18 protein-coding genes and 1 tRNA gene are annotated in these 14,503 nt (G+C 65.7%); 18 read left to right on the forward strand and 1 reads right to left on the reverse strand.

Features of this window, described 5'->3' with window-relative positions; translation table 11 throughout:
* Window positions 1–94 precede the first annotated feature (94 nt).
* From QU44_RS07885 to QU44_RS07955, 15 genes are all read left to right on the forward strand, one after another.
* The gene (locus QU44_RS07885) at window positions 95–721 is read left to right on the forward strand and encodes a hypothetical protein (protein ID WP_081987923.1); all 627 of its coding nucleotides are present in this window, start codon (window positions 95–97) and stop codon (window positions 719–721) included.
* Window positions 718–1,917, forward strand: coding sequence for a DUF4350 domain-containing protein (locus tag QU44_RS07890; protein WP_033921359.1), 1,200 nt, complete (start codon window positions 718–720; stop codon window positions 1,915–1,917). The genes QU44_RS07885 and QU44_RS07890 overlap by 4 nt, the downstream gene beginning before the upstream one ends.
* On the forward strand, window positions 1,914–2,870 hold the full coding sequence (locus tag QU44_RS07895) for an AAA family ATPase (RefSeq protein WP_033921360.1): 957 nt from the start codon (window positions 1,914–1,916) through the stop codon (window positions 2,868–2,870). The genes QU44_RS07890 and QU44_RS07895 overlap by 4 nt, the downstream gene beginning before the upstream one ends.
* Entirely contained in the window at window positions 2,867–4,168 is a 1,302-nt protein-coding gene (locus QU44_RS07900; RefSeq protein WP_033921361.1) for a DUF58 domain-containing protein, read from the forward strand. Before QU44_RS07895 ends, QU44_RS07900 begins: the two co-directional genes overlap by 4 nt.
* Before the next feature lie 145 nt (window positions 4,169–4,313).
* Window positions 4,314–5,309, forward strand: coding sequence for a stage II sporulation protein M (locus tag QU44_RS07905; RefSeq protein WP_033921362.1), 996 nt, complete (start codon window positions 4,314–4,316; stop codon window positions 5,307–5,309).
* Window positions 5,296–6,162 (forward strand): RDD family protein, encoded by an 867-nt coding sequence (locus QU44_RS07910; protein WP_033921363.1) that lies wholly within the window; start codon window positions 5,296–5,298, stop codon window positions 6,160–6,162. The genes QU44_RS07905 and QU44_RS07910 overlap by 14 nt, the downstream gene beginning before the upstream one ends.
* 127 nt (window positions 6,163–6,289) lie before the next feature.
* Window positions 6,290–6,502: a helix-turn-helix transcriptional regulator gene (locus QU44_RS07915; protein WP_033921396.1), complete on the forward strand. Its 213-nt coding sequence runs from the start codon at window positions 6,290–6,292 to the stop codon at window positions 6,500–6,502.
* Window positions 6,495–6,908 (forward strand): hypothetical protein, encoded by a 414-nt coding sequence (locus tag QU44_RS07920; RefSeq protein ID WP_033921364.1) that lies wholly within the window; start codon window positions 6,495–6,497, stop codon window positions 6,906–6,908. The genes QU44_RS07915 and QU44_RS07920 overlap by 8 nt, the downstream gene beginning before the upstream one ends.
* A gap of 31 nt (window positions 6,909–6,939) precedes the next feature.
* Window positions 6,940–7,869, forward strand: a complete 930-nt coding sequence (locus QU44_RS07925) for a TraB/GumN family protein (RefSeq protein WP_231621663.1) — start codon at window positions 6,940–6,942, stop codon at window positions 7,867–7,869.
* Window positions 7,870–7,948: 79 nt separating this feature from the next.
* On the forward strand, window positions 7,949–8,662 hold the full coding sequence (locus tag QU44_RS07930; RefSeq protein WP_033921399.1) for a TlyA family RNA methyltransferase: 714 nt from the start codon (window positions 7,949–7,951) through the stop codon (window positions 8,660–8,662).
* A gap of 164 nt (window positions 8,663–8,826) precedes the next feature.
* A complete protein-coding gene (locus QU44_RS07935; protein WP_033921365.1) occupies window positions 8,827–9,381 on the forward strand; it encodes a TspO/MBR family protein in 555 nt (184 codons plus the stop codon).
* Between the two features lie 18 nt (window positions 9,382–9,399).
* Window positions 9,400–9,660, forward strand: coding sequence for an accessory factor UbiK family protein (locus QU44_RS07940; RefSeq protein WP_033921366.1), 261 nt, complete (start codon window positions 9,400–9,402; stop codon window positions 9,658–9,660).
* 100 nt (window positions 9,661–9,760) lie between these two features.
* Entirely contained in the window at window positions 9,761–10,270 is a 510-nt protein-coding gene (locus QU44_RS07945) for a YbjN domain-containing protein (RefSeq protein ID WP_033921367.1), read from the forward strand.
* The gene (proC, locus tag QU44_RS07950; protein WP_033921368.1) at window positions 10,267–11,103 is read left to right on the forward strand and encodes a pyrroline-5-carboxylate reductase; all 837 of its coding nucleotides are present in this window, start codon (window positions 10,267–10,269) and stop codon (window positions 11,101–11,103) included. The genes QU44_RS07945 and proC overlap by 4 nt, the downstream gene beginning before the upstream one ends.
* Window positions 11,104–11,170: 67 nt before the next feature.
* Complete coding sequence (locus tag QU44_RS07955; protein WP_033921369.1) at window positions 11,171–11,767, forward strand: hemerythrin domain-containing protein; 597 nt, start codon at window positions 11,171–11,173, stop codon at window positions 11,765–11,767.
* A gap of 32 nt (window positions 11,768–11,799) precedes the next feature.
* Here the strand turns inward: QU44_RS07955 and QU44_RS07960 are convergent, their stop codons facing one another.
* Window positions 11,800–12,318, reverse strand: a complete 519-nt coding sequence (locus tag QU44_RS07960) for a MarR family transcriptional regulator (RefSeq protein ID WP_081987920.1) — start codon at window positions 12,316–12,318, stop codon at window positions 11,800–11,802.
* A gap of 83 nt (window positions 12,319–12,401) precedes the next feature.
* Here QU44_RS07960 and QU44_RS07965 point away from each other — a divergent pair, with 83 nt between their 5' ends.
* From QU44_RS07965 to QU44_RS07975, 3 genes are all read left to right on the forward strand, one after another.
* Complete coding sequence (locus QU44_RS07965) at window positions 12,402–13,499, forward strand: branched-chain amino acid aminotransferase (protein WP_033921371.1); 1,098 nt, start codon at window positions 12,402–12,404, stop codon at window positions 13,497–13,499.
* A 47-nt stretch (window positions 13,500–13,546) separates the two neighbouring features.
* Window positions 13,547–13,621, forward strand: a tRNA-Gln gene (locus tag QU44_RS07970).
* A gap of 102 nt (window positions 13,622–13,723) precedes the next feature.
* Window positions 13,724–14,497 carry a hypothetical protein gene (locus QU44_RS07975; RefSeq protein ID WP_156141020.1) on the forward strand — a complete coding sequence of 258 codons (774 nt, stop codon included), beginning with the start codon at window positions 13,724–13,726 and terminating at the stop codon, window positions 14,495–14,497.
* Window positions 14,498–14,503 lie beyond the last annotated feature (6 nt).

The raw sequence follows: 14,503 nt of genomic DNA on the forward strand, positions 1-14,503 counted from the left end.
GTCGATCAAGGTGGAGCGAAAACCATTGCGTGTAAATCACGAACTGCGTCAAAAGACAGTTGTCGCCGCGCCGGGCGGCGCACCGGAGTCGAGCTTGCCCCCACCCACCGTGCCCGACGAAGCCGCGATCCGCGCAGTGCATGCGTCGGTGCGCGCGGATAGCGCGATCCAATATGATTTTCCGTGGCGACGGATCGAGCCCGAACCCGATTCCCCGTGGCTGACCGCATTGGGCGAGGCATTGCAGCGCTTTTTCGTCGGGCTGGGGCCGGTGTGGGAAGTGATATTCTGGGGCATGCTGGCGGTGCTGGCGGCGATCCTGTTCATCAGCCTGTTCCCGCCCGCGCGCGCCTGGTTCCTGGAACATGTGCGGCGGCGAAAGCCACCGCCGGTGGCCGAGGAGAGCTGGGTGCCCGAGGCCGGGGCGGCGCGCGCGTTGCTGGCCGAGGCAGAGGCGCTGGCCGGGGCGCAGCGTTATGACGAGGCGGTGCGGCTGCTGCTTCATCGCAGCATCGAGGATATTGAGCGCTGGCGCGGCGGCGTCGTTCGACCGTCGCTGACGTCGCGCGACATCGCTGCGGTCGATGCGTTGCCGGGCAATGCGCGCGCGGTTTTCGCGCGGATCGTCGCATTGGTCGAGCGCGGGCTGTTCGCGCGGCGGCCGCTGGGCGCGGCGGAATGGCAGCGCGCGCGCGACGATTATGCGGCATTCGCGCTGTGACCGACGCTGCGACAGGGGCCAACCCCGCCCCGTTCGGAACCCGCGCGGGCATCGTGCTGACGGTGCTGGGCGCGGTGCTGTTGCTTGGGTTTCTGGTGCTGTCGGGCTTTGGCGACGAGATCAACCGGCAGGTGGGCCGGGCACCCGGCCCCGCCGCCAAGGGTGCCACGGGCTTTCTGGCGCTGCACGACATCCTGACGCGGACACCGGGAATCGACGTGCGGATGCTGCGCGACCCCAACGATTATGCGACCGACGATCTGGTGATCCTGACCCCTGATCGCAGCGTGACGGCGGCGGACCTGCGCCACATTCTGCGCCAGCGCGGCGATGGCCCGTCGCTGATCATCCTGCCCAAATGGCAGACCGAGCGCGACGGGCTGTCGAGCACGCGCGAGCGCCGTATCGATGGAGCCGATTTCGGCACGGGACGGATCGCGGCGATGCTGTCCGATTTCAGCAAGACCGAATATGAACAGATGGACGGCGTTCGCCGGCCACAGAACCAGTCCGATCTTCCCGCCTTTGGCCCGATCGAACGGCCCGCGACGATTACCGGCTCGGGCATCACGCCGATGGTATCGGTGCGCGGCAGCGGCGCGCTGCTGGGGCGGATAACCGGCAGCAACGTCTATGTGATGGCGGACCCCGACCTGGCGAATAATTACGCGATGCGCGACCCGCGCAATGCCGTTGCGATGATCGCCGCGCTCGAATGGATGGGCATCGCCGCGCCGGGAAGGATCGCGTTCGACCTGACGCTGCAATACCGCCCCGGCGACCGCAATTTGGTGAAATTAATGTTCACCCCGCCCTTTATCGCGGTGACGATCGCGCTGCTCGCTGCCGCCGCGCTGGCCGGCTGGGCCAGCGTCGCGCGCTTCGGTCCGCCGCTGCGCGATGCCCGCGCATTGGCGTTCGGCAAGGCGGCGTTGCTCGACACCATTGCCGGGCTGACCCGCGCGGCGGGCAAGGCGGGCGCGGGCGGCAGCGCCTATGCCGATACAATGCGCGACTGGCTGGGCCAGCAGATGCGCGCGCCGGGGCATATCAAGGGTGAGGCGCTGGCCAACTGGATCGAAGCGCAACAGCCCGGCTATACGCTGCGTGACCAAAGGCTGCGGCGCGCAACCAACGAAACCGAATTAGTGTCGGCGGCGCAAAGCCTGCACGACTGGCGACAGGAGACAGCATGACCCTCGACGAAGTCCGCGCATTGGGCGAGGCGATCGACGCCGAAATCGCCAAGGCGGTGGTCGATCAAAGCGACGTCGTCCGCTTCCTGCTGGTCGCGCTGTTGTCGGCGGGGCATGTGCTGCTCGAAGGAGCACCGGGCACCGCCAAGACGCTGTTGGCGCAAAGCTTCGCGCGCACGACGGGGCTCGATTTCGGGCGGATTCAGTTCACCCCCGATCTGATGCCCGGCGACATCGTCGGATCGAACCTGTTCAATTTCCAGACCAGCCAGTTCGAACTGACTCGCGGGCCGGTGTTTTGCGAATTGCTGCTGGCCGACGAGATCAACCGCACCCCGCCCAAGACGCAGGCGGCGTTGCTGGAGGCGATGCAGGAGCGCGCGATCACGCTCGATGGCAATACCGAGCGTTTGTCCGATCGCTTCACCGTGCTGGCGACGCAGAACCCGATCGAGCAACAAGGCGTGTATCCGCTGCCCGAGGCGCAGCTCGACCGGTTCCTGTTCAAGATCGCGATCGGCTATCCTTCGGAAGCCAGCGAGCGCGCGATCGTCGCGCAATATGGCAAGCGCACCGGCACCCCGCGCCCAGAGGACAGCGGCGTCGGCGAAGTCGCGACGCGCGATCAGGTGGCCGCCGCGATCGATGCGGTGCGCGGGGTGACGCTGGCCGATCCGGTGATCGACTATATCGTCGCGCTGGTGCGCGCGACGCGGACGCATCGCGATTGCGCCAGTGGCGCATCGCCGCGCGCGGCATCGGCGCTGGCCGGCGCGGCGCGCGCGGCGGCGGCGCTCGACGGGCGCGATTATGTGATCCCCGACGATGTGAAGGCGCTGGCCCCCGCGCTGCTGCGCCACCGCATCTTGTTGTCACCCGCCGCCGAGATCGACGGGCGGCGGATCGACGATGTCGTGGCCGAACTGATCGAGGCGACCGAGGCACCGCGTTGATCTATCCCACCCAGCGCGCGGCGATACTGGTCTCGGTGGCGGCGCCGGTGGCGCTGGCGCTGGGCGTCGCGGTGCCCGGCGGCTGGGTCGCGGCGATCGGATGGGTGGTGGTCGTGATGGCGGCGGTGTTCGTCGACGGGATGCTTGCGCCTTCGCTGGCGGGGGCGCCGACGGTGGACGTGCCCGCGATGGTGCCGGTGGGGGGCCGGGTTTTACTTAGCCCTGCGATTGCGGGTGGGGTGGGGGCGGAATTCGCGGCTGAGGTCAGCGCTCCGCTCGAGAGGGCTCGCGCCCCCTCCCCCGTTCGTGCTGAGCTTGTCGAAGGGGGAGAGGGTATCGAAGATGCGCTGGCGTATGACGCCCCCCGCCGCGGGACCGCGCATGTCTCGGCGCTGTGGGCGCGGCATCGCGGGCCGCTGGGGTTTGCTTGGCGGCAGCGGCGGATCGCCACCGATACCGCAATCCGCATCGTCCCCGATATTGGCCCGACCCGCGAACAGGGCATGCGGCAATATCTGCGGAGCGCGCAGTTCGGCACCCGGATGCGAACCGAAAGCGGCGACGGGCAGGAGTTTCAGGCGCTGACCGAGTTTCAGCCGGGGATGCAGCGCCGCGCGATCGATTGGAAAGCGTCGGCGCGACATTTGTCGCTCTATGCCCGCGAATATCGCACCGAGCGCGACCATGCCGTCGTGCTGGCGATCGATTCAGGGCGCGCGATGGCCGATCCGGTCGATGGCGTGCCGCGAGTCGATCGTGCGGTGTCGGCGGCGCTGCTGGCGGCGTTCGTCGCGCTGAAATCGGGCGATCGGGTGCGGCTGTTCGGCTTTGCCGCGCGGCCCCAGGTCGACAGCGGATCGCTGACCGGCGCGCGCAGCTTCGCCAGCCTGCACGCGCATGCCGCCGACATTGATTATGGAGTGGGCGAGAGCAATTATACGCTGTCGCTGACCGCGCTCGACCAGCGGCTCGACCGGCGATCGTTGGTGGTGATCTTCACCGAATTCACCGATCCTACCGCCGCCGAATTGCTGCTGGCGGCGGGGCAAAGGCTGCTGAGGCGGCACCGCGTGCTGTTCGTGCTGTTCCACGATGTCGAGCTGGAGGGCTTTATCGCGGCGCCGCCGCAGGGTGCCGACGACGTGACCCGCGCCAATGTCGCGCAGGCGCTGCTGCGCGAGCGGCGGATCGTGATCGAACGGGTGAAACGAATGGGGATCGAGGTGATCGAGGCCGATCCGGCGGCGATGCCGCTGGCGCTGGTCGAACGGTATCTGGCGTTGCGGGAGCAGGGGTGATGGGGTGCAACCATATTCTTCCCGGGCACGGGGAGGGGGACCGCCGCGAAGCAGCGGTGGAGGGGACTCTCCAGCCACGGATCGCTTGGGGAAGCCCCCCTCCACCAGCTTTGCTGGTCCCCCTCCCCGTGCCGGGGAGGAATATATGACCCCCTTTTTCACCGCGCGGAATTTCCGGGCTGAGCGTGAGGGCGATTGGGCGCGGCTGGAGGCGTTGCTCGATATTGTCGAGAAGCGTTCGGCCAAGCGGCTGTCGCCCGCCGAACTGGTCGAGCTGCCGCGCCTGTATCGCGCGACGCTGTCGGCGCTGTCGATCGCGCGCGAGACGTCGCTCGACGCCAGCCTGGTCGGCTATCTCGAGAGCCTGGCGACCCGTGCCTATTTCATCCTCTACAGCGGGCGCACGCCGATGCTGCGCCAGTTGATCGGCTTTTTCGCGCGCGGATGGCCACAGGCGGTGCGCGGGATCATGCCCGAGATATTGCTGGCGCTGGCGCTGTTCGCCGCGAGCGCGCTGGCCGGCTATGCGCTGGTCGTGGCCGATCCGGCCTGGTTTGCCGGCATCGTCGATGACGGCATGGCCAACGGGCGCGATATGCAGGCGAGCAAGGCGTTTCTGCAGGATTCGCTATATGGCGAGCCCAAGGCGAATGGGCTGGACGTGTTCGCCACCCAGCTTTTCACGCATAATTCGCAGGTGTCGATCCTGGTGTTTGCACTCGGCTTTGCGTTTGGCGTGCCGACGATGTTGCTGCTTGCCGCCAATGGCGCGCTGATGGGGGCGTTCTTTGCGGTGTATGTGCCCAAGGGGCTTGGCTGGGGGCTGCTCGGCTGGCTTTCGATCCACGGCACGACCGAGATTTTCGCGATCCTGATCGCGGCGGGGGCCGGGTTCCATATCGGGCGCGCGGTTGCCTTTCCCGGCGCGCGCACGCGGATGGCGGCGGCGGCGGAGGCCGGGCGGCGCGCGGCGATCACGATGATCGGGGTTGTGGTGATGCTGCTGGTCGCCGGATTGCTCGAAGGCTTTGCCCGCCAATTGGTCCGCACCGACGATGCGCGCTATGCGATAGCGCTGACGATGCTGGCGGCGTGGAGCGGCTATTTCGCGTTCGGGGGGCGAGTGCGTGGCAAGGCGTAAGCGCAAGCGGATCGGGCTGGAGCGCCGGCTGGTCACGCCCGAGGGGGTGACGCTGCACCTGAAGCTGGCGGGATCAGGCGCGCGGGCAGGCGCCTTCATCATCGACGCGCTGGTGATGCTGGCGATCCTGATCGGCACCACCCTGGCCATCTTCGCCTTTCATTCGGGGCTGGGCAGCGCGTTTGGCAGCCTGATGTCGATCCTGTGGATGCTTGGCTTTTTCGTCCTGCGGAACTTCTATTTCATCCTCGCCGAAAGCGGCGCGCGAGCCGCGACCCTGGGCAAGCGGGTGATGCGGCTGCGGGTGATCGCGCGCGATGGCGGGCGGCTGACCGGCGGGGCGATCGTCGCGCGCAACCTGATGCGCGAGATCGAGGTGTTCCTGCCACTGATGTTCACCGCCTATAGCGCATCGCAAGGGATTGGCGATCGCTGGGCGGGCGCGGCGGGGCTGTTGTGGGCGGCAATCTTTCTGTTTTTTCCCGCCTTCAACCGCGATCGGCTGCGCGCGGGCGATGTGGTTGCGGGCACCTGGGTGATCGAAACCGAACGGCGGCGGATCGGGGCTGACCTGCTGGCAGCCGCACCGCCGGCGGCGACTACCGCCTTCAGCGCCGAAGAGCTGGACGCCTATGGCCAATATGAGCTGCAAAAGCTGGAGGAGGTGCTGCGCCGCGCCGATCGCGATTCGATCACGACGGTCGCGGCGGCGATTCGGCGCAGGATCGATCGCCACGACATGCCCGACGACCGGGAATTCCTCGACGCCTATTACGCGGCGGTCCGCTTGCATCTGGAACGCAAGCTGTTGTTCGGGAAGCGAAAGCTCAACAAATTCGACGCAGCGGCATAAGGCAGAGGTAAGGGTTGCGAGACCTTTAGTCATGGGTGCTTGACATCACCACTACCTCGCAGCATTTTGTCATGGTCCCCTGACATTCAGTCAGCTAGACATGGCAGGGGAACCCGCCGAGGTGTGGATGAAAAATCGCCTGAAAGTGTTGCGCGCCGAACGGGACTGGAGCCAGGCCGAGCTTGGCGGCAGGCTGGGCGTGTCGCGCCAGGCGGTGAACGCGATCGAGACGGGGAAATACGATCCCTCGCTGCCGCTGGCGTTCAAGATCGCGCGCCTGTTCGATTCCCCGATCGAGGAGATTTTCGATGATGAGCATGGGAACGCGCCCAATGGCTGAGCCGATCGGCCCCGGCGAACTGGCCGCAGCGCGCCAACGTCGCCGGCTGATGGTGACCGTCGGGATATTGGCTGCGGTCGGCTTTTTCGCGGGACTGGGCACCGCGCTGGTCGAGGACGAAAGCAGTGGCACCCTGCCCGCCGGCTGGGCGATTGCTATGGTAGTGATCGGCGTTACCGCAATTTGCCTGGGCAGTTGGCGGCTGTGGAAACAGGCCGACGAATATGATCGCCGTGATCATCTGGCGGCGACGACGATGGGGCTGAACGTCTATCTGCTGCTCTATCCTAGCTGGTTCGTACTGGCCAAGGGCAAGGTCGTCGGCGAACCTGACGATCTGATCATCTTCATCGCAACCTATCTGGCTGCGGCAGGCACGTATGGCTGGCGCAAGCTGCGCCGCTGAATATCAACGCATTTGTGACAGGAGAATCACCGTGAAATCACTCTGGAAGACTGGTGCCGCGCTCGCAATCGCGTTTCTGCCGGCCACGCTGTTTGCGCAGGCCGTTCCGGTGCCCGCACCGGCGGCGGCGGCACCGGCGGCCGCCAAGACGGTCGATGCCGATCCCGCCTTGTGGGTGGTGCGCGACGAGGACACGACGATCTATCTGTTCGGCACCATCCATGTGTTGAAGCCCGGGCTGTCCTGGTTCGATGATGCGGTGCGCCGCGCGTTCGATGCCAGCGACCAGGTGGTGCTGGAAATGGTGACGCCCGACACCCCGACGATGCAGAATCTGGTCATCAAAATGGCGGTGAACCCCACTGGCCCGACGCTGACCGAGAAGCTGCCCGCCGACAAGCGCGATGCCTATGCCAAGGCGGTGACCGGGCTTGGCCTGCCCGCCAATGCGTTTGACCGGCTCGATCCCTGGTTCGCCTCGATCAATCTCAGCCTGCTGCCGTTGCAGAAGCTTGGCTATGATCCGGCCAATGGCGTCGAGGCGCAGGTGACCGCGGCGGCAAAGGCAGCGGGCAAGCCGGTGATCGGGCTGGAGACCGCCGAGCAGCAACTGGGCTATTTCGATACGCTGCCCGAGCCGACGCAGATCAAGTTCCTGATGTCGACGGTGGACGAGGTCGACAAGATGGGGCCGATGATCGACACGATGGTGAAGGCATGGGCCAAGGGTGATCCCGAGCAACTGGGCAAGTTGATGAACGACAGCCTGCGGGAGAACCCCGAAATCGCCAAGGTGCTGTTGAACGACCGCAACGAACGCTGGGCCGATTGGATCGAGAAGCGGCTGGAAACGCCGGGCACGGTTTTCATGGCGATCGGCGCGGGGCATCTGGCAGGCTATGACAGCGTGCTGGCGAAGCTGACGACGCGCAAGGCCAAGCTGGTGCGGCTGGCATACTGATCGCCCGCCTCGCGTCCGCGCTGCTGTCGCCCCCAGTGCTTGAAGGAGCCGCCCCGTGCCCAAGCTGCGCGTAGACCAGATGCTCGTCGATCGCGGCCTGGCCGAAAGCCGAACCCGCGCGCAGGCGCTGGTGATGGCCGGGCTGGTATTCGCGGGCGATCGCAAGGTGGAAAAGCCGGGTCAGGCGCTGGCCGACGACGTGGTGCTCGATGTGCGCGGGCGCGATCATCCCTGGGTCTCGCGCGGCGGGGTGAAGCTGGCGCATGGCCTCGCGCATTTCGGCTGGACGGTCGAGGGGGTGGTCGCGATCGACGTGGGATCATCGACCGGGGGGTTCACCGACGTGTTGCTGACCCAAGGGGCGACGCGGGTCTATGCGGTTGATTCAGGGACCAACCAACTGGCGTGGAAGCTGCGGCAGGATCCGCGCGTGGTGGTGCACGAACAAACCAGCGCGCGGATCCTGACGCCGGTGCACATCCCCGAGCCGATCGACCTGGTGGTGTGCGACGCAAGCTTTATCGGGCTGGCCAAGGTGCTCGATCGGCCCTTGTCCTTCGTTCGGCCCGGCGGGCGACTGCTGGCGCTGATCAAGCCGCAATTCGAAGCGGGGCGCGATGAAGTGGGCAAGGGCGGCGTGGTGCGCGACCCGGTGGTGCATGCGCGGGTGTGCGACGACGTTGCCGGCTGGCTTGGCGGCATCGGCTGGACGGTCGAAGGCGTGGTCGAAAGCCCGATCACCGGGCCGGAGGGCAATATCGAATTCCTGATCGCGGCAAGCCTGCCTGGATGAAGGCACAATGTCGGGCGGCCAAGAAGCACCGCGCGCCGACCAAGCCGATACCCGCAGCGACTTGAAAAAACGTCCCATTGCGGTGCGACACAAGTCATTTCATCGCGCCGCGTCTTGGTTTAGGGCGGTGCGCCGTGCAGATGCGGCCGACGAGAAGGAACGGCATGCGCGAATTAGCGTCACGGGGCCAGTTGCGACTATCCTTTCTGCGTTGGGCGATGGTGACCGTCCCCGCGATAGTGTTGTTAGGGTTTCTTTCTGGCCGCATCGCGCCGACGGGATCGCAAAATCCGTGGTATATGGCGCTGGCCCGGCCCGATTGGCAGCCGCCCGGATGGGCGTTCCCTGTCGCATGGACGACGCTGTATCTGTTGATGGGCGTCGCGCTGGCGATCGTGCTCAATGCGCGCGGCGCACGCGGGCGCGGGCTGGCAATCGGCCTGTTCATCGTGCAATTGCTGGCGAACCTTGCCTGGGCACCGTTATTCTTTGGCGCGCACATGGTGAGCTTTGCAGTGATCCATATCGCGATCATCCTGGTACTGGCGATCGCGACGACCTTTCTGTTCAGCCGCGTTCGCACGCTGGCGGCATGGCTGCTGGTGCCGTATCTTTGCTGGCTAAGCTTTGCTTTGCTGTTGTCGTGGGAGATTGACCGGTTGAACCCCAATGGCGAAACCCTTGTGCCATCGGGCGCGTCCACCCAAATTGAGCTTTAAAGCTTCAAGGAACCCAACATGCAGACCGAAAACCGCCTGTTCGACGATTTCGCCAAGATTCTGAACGGCGCGGCCGGCACGATCGCAGGCATGGGCCGCGAGGCCGAAGGCGCAGCGCGCGACCGCGCCCGCGAGTGGATCGGCGGGCTCGATTTCGTGGCACGCGATGAATTCGAAGCGGTGAAGGCGATGGCAGCCGCCGCGCGCGACGAGAATGACGTGCTGAAGGCCCGGATCGACGCGCTTGAAGCGCGGCTGGCGACGCCCCCCGCCACTTGACCCACCGTCCACAGGTTCCTGCACGCAAGCGGCGCAACCCGCTTGCGTGCCTCACAGTAGCAAGACACGATTTGCATCGGGCACACGGGCCGTGCAAAGGATGACCATGCTCGAAGAAGCCGATTTCGACCGCGACGATGCGGCCCCTATCGACATGCTCGAGAGCTATTTCTCCGCGCATGGCTGGAGCCATGAGCGCGAAGACGATGAGATCGTTGCTCGGGTAAAGGGTAGCTGGGCCGAATATGAGCTGCGCGCGATCTGGCGCGAGGACGATAACGTCCTGCAGTTCCTGGCCTTTCCCGATGTACGGATCGCCGATGAGCGCCGCGCGATCATTTACGAGACGATGGGGCTGGTCAACGAACAGCTATGGATCGGCCATTTCGAGCTATGGTCGAGCAGCGGCATCCTTCTCTACCGTCATGCCGCGATGATCGATGGCGAAGACGGCGGCACGCTGTCGCTCGAACAGGCCGAAATGCTGATCGAAAGCGCGATCGACGAATGCGAGCGCTTTTATCCGGTGTTTCAGTTCGTATTGTGGGGCGGCAAGACCCCCAAGGAAGCCATCGCCGCATCGCTGATCGAAACGCAGGGCGAAGCGTGAGCGGCCAAGGCGGCGCGCCGACGCTATGGCTGGTGGGCGCGGGCAATATGGGCGGGGCGATGCTGCGCTGCTGGATCGCCAGCGGCATGCCCGCCGACCGTGTCACCGTGATCGATCCTGGCCTGCCCCCGGTGCCAAAGGGGGTGACGGTGCTGGCGGACGCCCCCGATACCGCGCTGCCCGGCGTGCCGACGCCCGACATCGTCGTGCTGGCGGTGAAGCCGCAGTTGATCGATCAGGCGCTGCCCGGCTTGCGCAAAGGGGCCATGCCGGTGCCGGTGCCGGTGCCGGTGCCGTTGCTGGTGTCGATCCTGGCCGGTGTCGAACTGTCGACCCTGGCGCAGCGCTTCGCCGCCGATTCGGTGGTGCGCGCGATGCCCAATTTGCCGGTCGCGATCGGCAAGGGCGTGGTGGCGCTGCATGGCGATGCCGCCGGGCGCGCAGCCGCCGAGGCGCTGATGGCACCGCTGGGGCTGGTCGAATGGATCGAGGACGAGGCGCTGTTCGACGTCGTGACTGCGCTGTCGGGCAGCGGGCCGGGCTTTACCTATCGCTTTATCGATGCGCTGGCCAAGGGCGGGGCGTCACTCGGATTGCCCGCCGATCAGGCGCTGCGGCTGGCGCGGGCGACGGTCGAGGGATCGGCGATCATGGCCGCCAATGCCGAGGAGAATCCCAGCGTGTTGGCCGATCGGGTCGCCAGCCCCGGCGGATCGACCCGCGAGGGGCTGAACGTGCTCGATGCCGACGATTCGCTGGTCACGCTGGTCACGCGCACGCTGGCGGCGGCGACTCGCCGCAATGCCGAGATGGCCGCCGCCGCGCGGCGCTGAACCCGCGCACGGAACGCGCCTCGCCCTAACCCGTTGTCTTGCTGATGCGATGTAACGGAGGCGAGTAATGACGACGACGACCATGACCGAACGCGAGGGCGAAGACCCCGCCAACGCTGAAAAGGCCAATTTTTCCGTATTGGCGGGCGCGGCGACGGCGGGGGTGGCATTGGGTATGCTCGCGATGATCGGGCGCAAGGCGGCGGTGCAGGCTCCCAGCGCCTTTGCCGGGGACTGGGTGGAAGCGCTGACGCTGGAGCACAAGGCGGTGCTCAAGATCTTCGACGCGCTCGAGGCGACCGACACGCGCAACACGATCAAGCGCGGGATGCTGCTGGCGCAAATGAAGCATACGCTGATGAAGCATGATGTCGAGGAAGGGAATGTGATCTATCCGGCGCTGCGCGAGGCGGGCCAGGTCGACGCCGCCGATCACCTGACCCGCGATCATGGCTATGTGAAGCAGCATCTATACGATCTGGAAAACACGCCCAGAAGCGCGCCCGATTTCCTGATCAAGGTCCGCAAGTTCCGCGCCGACATCGAACAGCACATGACCGAGGAAGAAACCGAATTATTCCCGGCCCTCCGCGCGCAGTTGTCCGAACAAAAGAACAAAACGCTGACGAACGCGGTGAACAAGGAGGGGTTCAAGGTCGCATGATGCGCCTCCCCTCCCGCAAACCGGGAGGGGGGTTAGCGACCCAGCGCGGCGATGCGGGCGCGTTCGGTTTCGGGGATCAGCCCTTCGAGTACTGCCCAAAAGCCGCCGACCGCGCCCTGCCCCGCGCTGGCATAGGCCGCCGACAGGCGTTCGCGCAGTTGATCGAACAGCGCGGTTTCGAGCGCAGTGCCCTCGCCGGTGAGCCGCAACAGTCGCTGGCGGCGATCTCGGTCGCCCGGGCGCATTTCGACCAGGCCGCGCTCGATCAGGTCGTTGAGCACGCGCCCCAAGGATTGCTTGGTAATCGCCAGCAGTGCCAGCAATTCGCTCACCGTCAGGTCGGGCTGGCGGGCGATGAAATAAAGGGCGCGGTGATGCGCCCGCCCCAGCCCGCGCGCCGCCAGCGCCTCATCGATCGCGCGCGTCAGATGGCTGTAGCCGAAATAGAGCAATTCGACGCCCTTGCGGATTTCGGGTTCGCGCAGGAACAGCGGCGATGCGGTCCGCATGGGATCTGATCGGATCGGATCGGGGATAATTGGGCCAGCCATGTTGACCTGTTTTGACAGCGCTACTACCGTTCGGCAACCCTTGGCCGTGGCGCTCCCATGGCTGCTTCAGCCTGGATGCCCCGATGCCCGACGCCGCGATGCTGCCTTTTTCGATCGAAGCCCATCCCGCCCCGGTGCCGGTGGCAGAGCGCGAGGCGCTGTTGGCGAATCCCGGCTTCGGGCGGATTTTCACCGACCATATGGCGATGATCCGCTGGAATACCGAGCAAGGCTGGCATGATGCGCGAATCTGCCCGCGCGCGCCGCTGCAAATGGACCCGGCATCGTCGGTGCTGCATTATGCACAGGAGATTTTCGAAGGGCTGAAAGCCTATCGCACCGATGACGGCGGCGCGACGTTGTTCCGGCCCGACGCCAATGCGCGGCGCTTTGCCGAATCGGCGCGGCGGATGGCGATGGCCGAATTGCCCGAGGCGCTGTTTCTCGAATCGATCCGTGCGCTGGTACGTGCCGATCGCGACTGGCTGCCCAGCATCGACGGCGGATCGCTGTATCTGCGCCCGTTCATGATCGCGAGCGAGGTGTTCCTGGGAGTGAAGCCTTCGGCCGAATATCTCTACATGGTCATCGCATCGCCCGCCGGGGCTTATTTCAAGGGCGGCGCACCATCGATCACGGTGTGGGTGTCGGATGACTTCACCCGCGCCGCGCCCGGCGGCACCGGCGCTGCAAAGTGCGGCGGCAATTATGCCAGCGGGCTGCTGGCACAGGCAGAGGCGATTCGCCAGGAATGCGACCAGGTGGTGTTCCTCGACGCGGTCGAGCGTCGCTATGTCGAGGAACTGGGCGGCATGAACACGTTTTTCGTGATGGACGATGGCAGCCTGCAAACGCCGCCGCTGGGGGGGACGATCCTGCCCGGCATCACCCGCGATTCGATCCTGACGCTGGCGCGCGACGCCGGCATGACGGTGTGCGAGACGCCCTATGCGATCGACCAATGGGAGGCCGATGCCGCCAGCGGACGACTGCGCGAGAGCTTTGCCTGTGGCACCGCGGCGGTGGTGACGCCGATCGGCCGGGTGCGCGGCACTGCGCGCGATTTCCGAATCGGCAATGGCGGGCCGGGCGAGGTGACGACCAAAATTCGCGCGCAATTGGTGGCAATCCAGCGCGGCCAGGCACCCGATCCGCACAATTGGGTAGAGCACCTGGCCTAAAACCCCCTTCCCTAACCCGCGCGCACGGTTATAAGCGCCCTCCTTGCTGGGGCGTCGCCAAGTGGTAAGGCAGCGGCTTTTGATGCCGCCATGCGCAGGTTCGAACCCTGCCGCCCCAGCCAATTTCTCTGCTAAGTGCCTGATTTAACTGGCTAGCCCCGGTTCGGACATCCCAGCGTGTACATTCGAGTGTGCCAATGGGCTGTCCGGGGAGATCATCTACCTTGGCCTCACTCCAACACATTTATCGCCGCGGCCATATTTTCTGGTGGCGCAGAGTTCATTTTTCGTTCCATAATAAGCCCATTGATATTCGCCTGTCGCTCGGGACCCCCGACCGGCTGCAGGCACGGAACCGGGGCGCGGCATTGACCGCGTCCTATGATCGGGTGGTTAATGTGCTGAACCAACGCATGCGCGCCGAGCGCGACCTGACTGAGCGCGAGCTGCAGAGGATCGCCCGCGACATGTATGAGGCACGCCTTGCGGAGCTCTGCACGCAGCAGCGTGCAGCGCCGGGCGATGCTGAGCTCCTGTCTGCCGCCAATAATGCCTATGTCGATTACTTCGACCGGCTGGCCCGGGTGGGCGGCCACCTCTCCTTCATGCCCGAAGAGGAGGACCGGCTGCGGTCTGAAGGCTGGGACGAGCGCCGGGTTGCCGACCTGCGCCAGACGATTGGGCTGCGCGAAGAGCGCGGAATCACGCCCGTTCGACCAAGCGAATTAAACCAGCATCTTGGGGAGGCTGGTCTTGAACCCGACGACAATCTCCGATGGAAGGTCGAGCTTGTGCTCTACCGCGCCTACCGGGATGCGTACGCCGATGCCGAGCGCCAGCTCCAATCCGAATCGGGCTTTCACGCACCGGAAGCGCCTCTTCGTGCACGCACGCCTATGCCAAGCAGCGATACGGAAGCGCTCGCCATTCCCGAACGCTGGCGCACATGCACGCCGACCCAAGCCGCCGAATGGATGTACGCCGACGTGGTGCGCTGATCCTTT

Source organism: Sphingomonas sp. 37zxx (genome assembly GCF_000786205.1).
GTDB lineage: Bacteria > Pseudomonadota > Alphaproteobacteria > Sphingomonadales > Sphingomonadaceae > Sphingomonas.

Bases quoted from the DNA above. Each gene is read 5' to 3' on its own strand.
- QU44_RS07895 (WP_033921360.1), top strand. From the start codon at position 1,914: ATGACCCTCGACGAAGTCCGCGCATTGGGCGAGGCGATCGACGCCGAA.
- QU44_RS07905 (WP_033921362.1), top strand. From the start codon at position 4,314: ATGACCCCCTTTTTCACCGCGCGGAATTTCCGGGCTGAGCGTGAGGGC.
- QU44_RS07915 (WP_033921396.1), top strand. From the start codon at position 6,290: ATGAAAAATCGCCTGAAAGTGTTGCGCGCCGAACGGGACTGGAGCCAG.
- QU44_RS07920 (WP_033921364.1), top strand. From the start codon at position 6,495: ATGGCTGAGCCGATCGGCCCCGGCGAACTGGCCGCAGCGCGCCAACGT.
- QU44_RS07930 (WP_033921399.1), top strand. From the start codon at position 7,949: ATGCTCGTCGATCGCGGCCTGGCCGAAAGCCGAACCCGCGCGCAGGCG.
- QU44_RS07935 (WP_033921365.1), top strand. From the start codon at position 8,827: ATGCGCGAATTAGCGTCACGGGGCCAGTTGCGACTATCCTTTCTGCGT.
- QU44_RS07940 (WP_033921366.1), top strand. From the start codon at position 9,400: ATGCAGACCGAAAACCGCCTGTTCGACGATTTCGCCAAGATTCTGAAC.
- QU44_RS07945 (WP_033921367.1), top strand. From the start codon at position 9,761: ATGACCATGCTCGAAGAAGCCGATTTCGACCGCGACGATGCGGCCCCT.
- QU44_RS07955 (WP_033921369.1), top strand. From the start codon at position 11,171: ATGACGACGACGACCATGACCGAACGCGAGGGCGAAGACCCCGCCAAC.
- QU44_RS07960 (WP_081987920.1), bottom strand. From the start codon at position 12,318: ATGGCTGGCCCAATTATCCCCGATCCGATCCGATCAGATCCCATGCGG.
- QU44_RS07965 (WP_033921371.1), top strand. From the start codon at position 12,402: ATGCCCGACGCCGCGATGCTGCCTTTTTCGATCGAAGCCCATCCCGCC.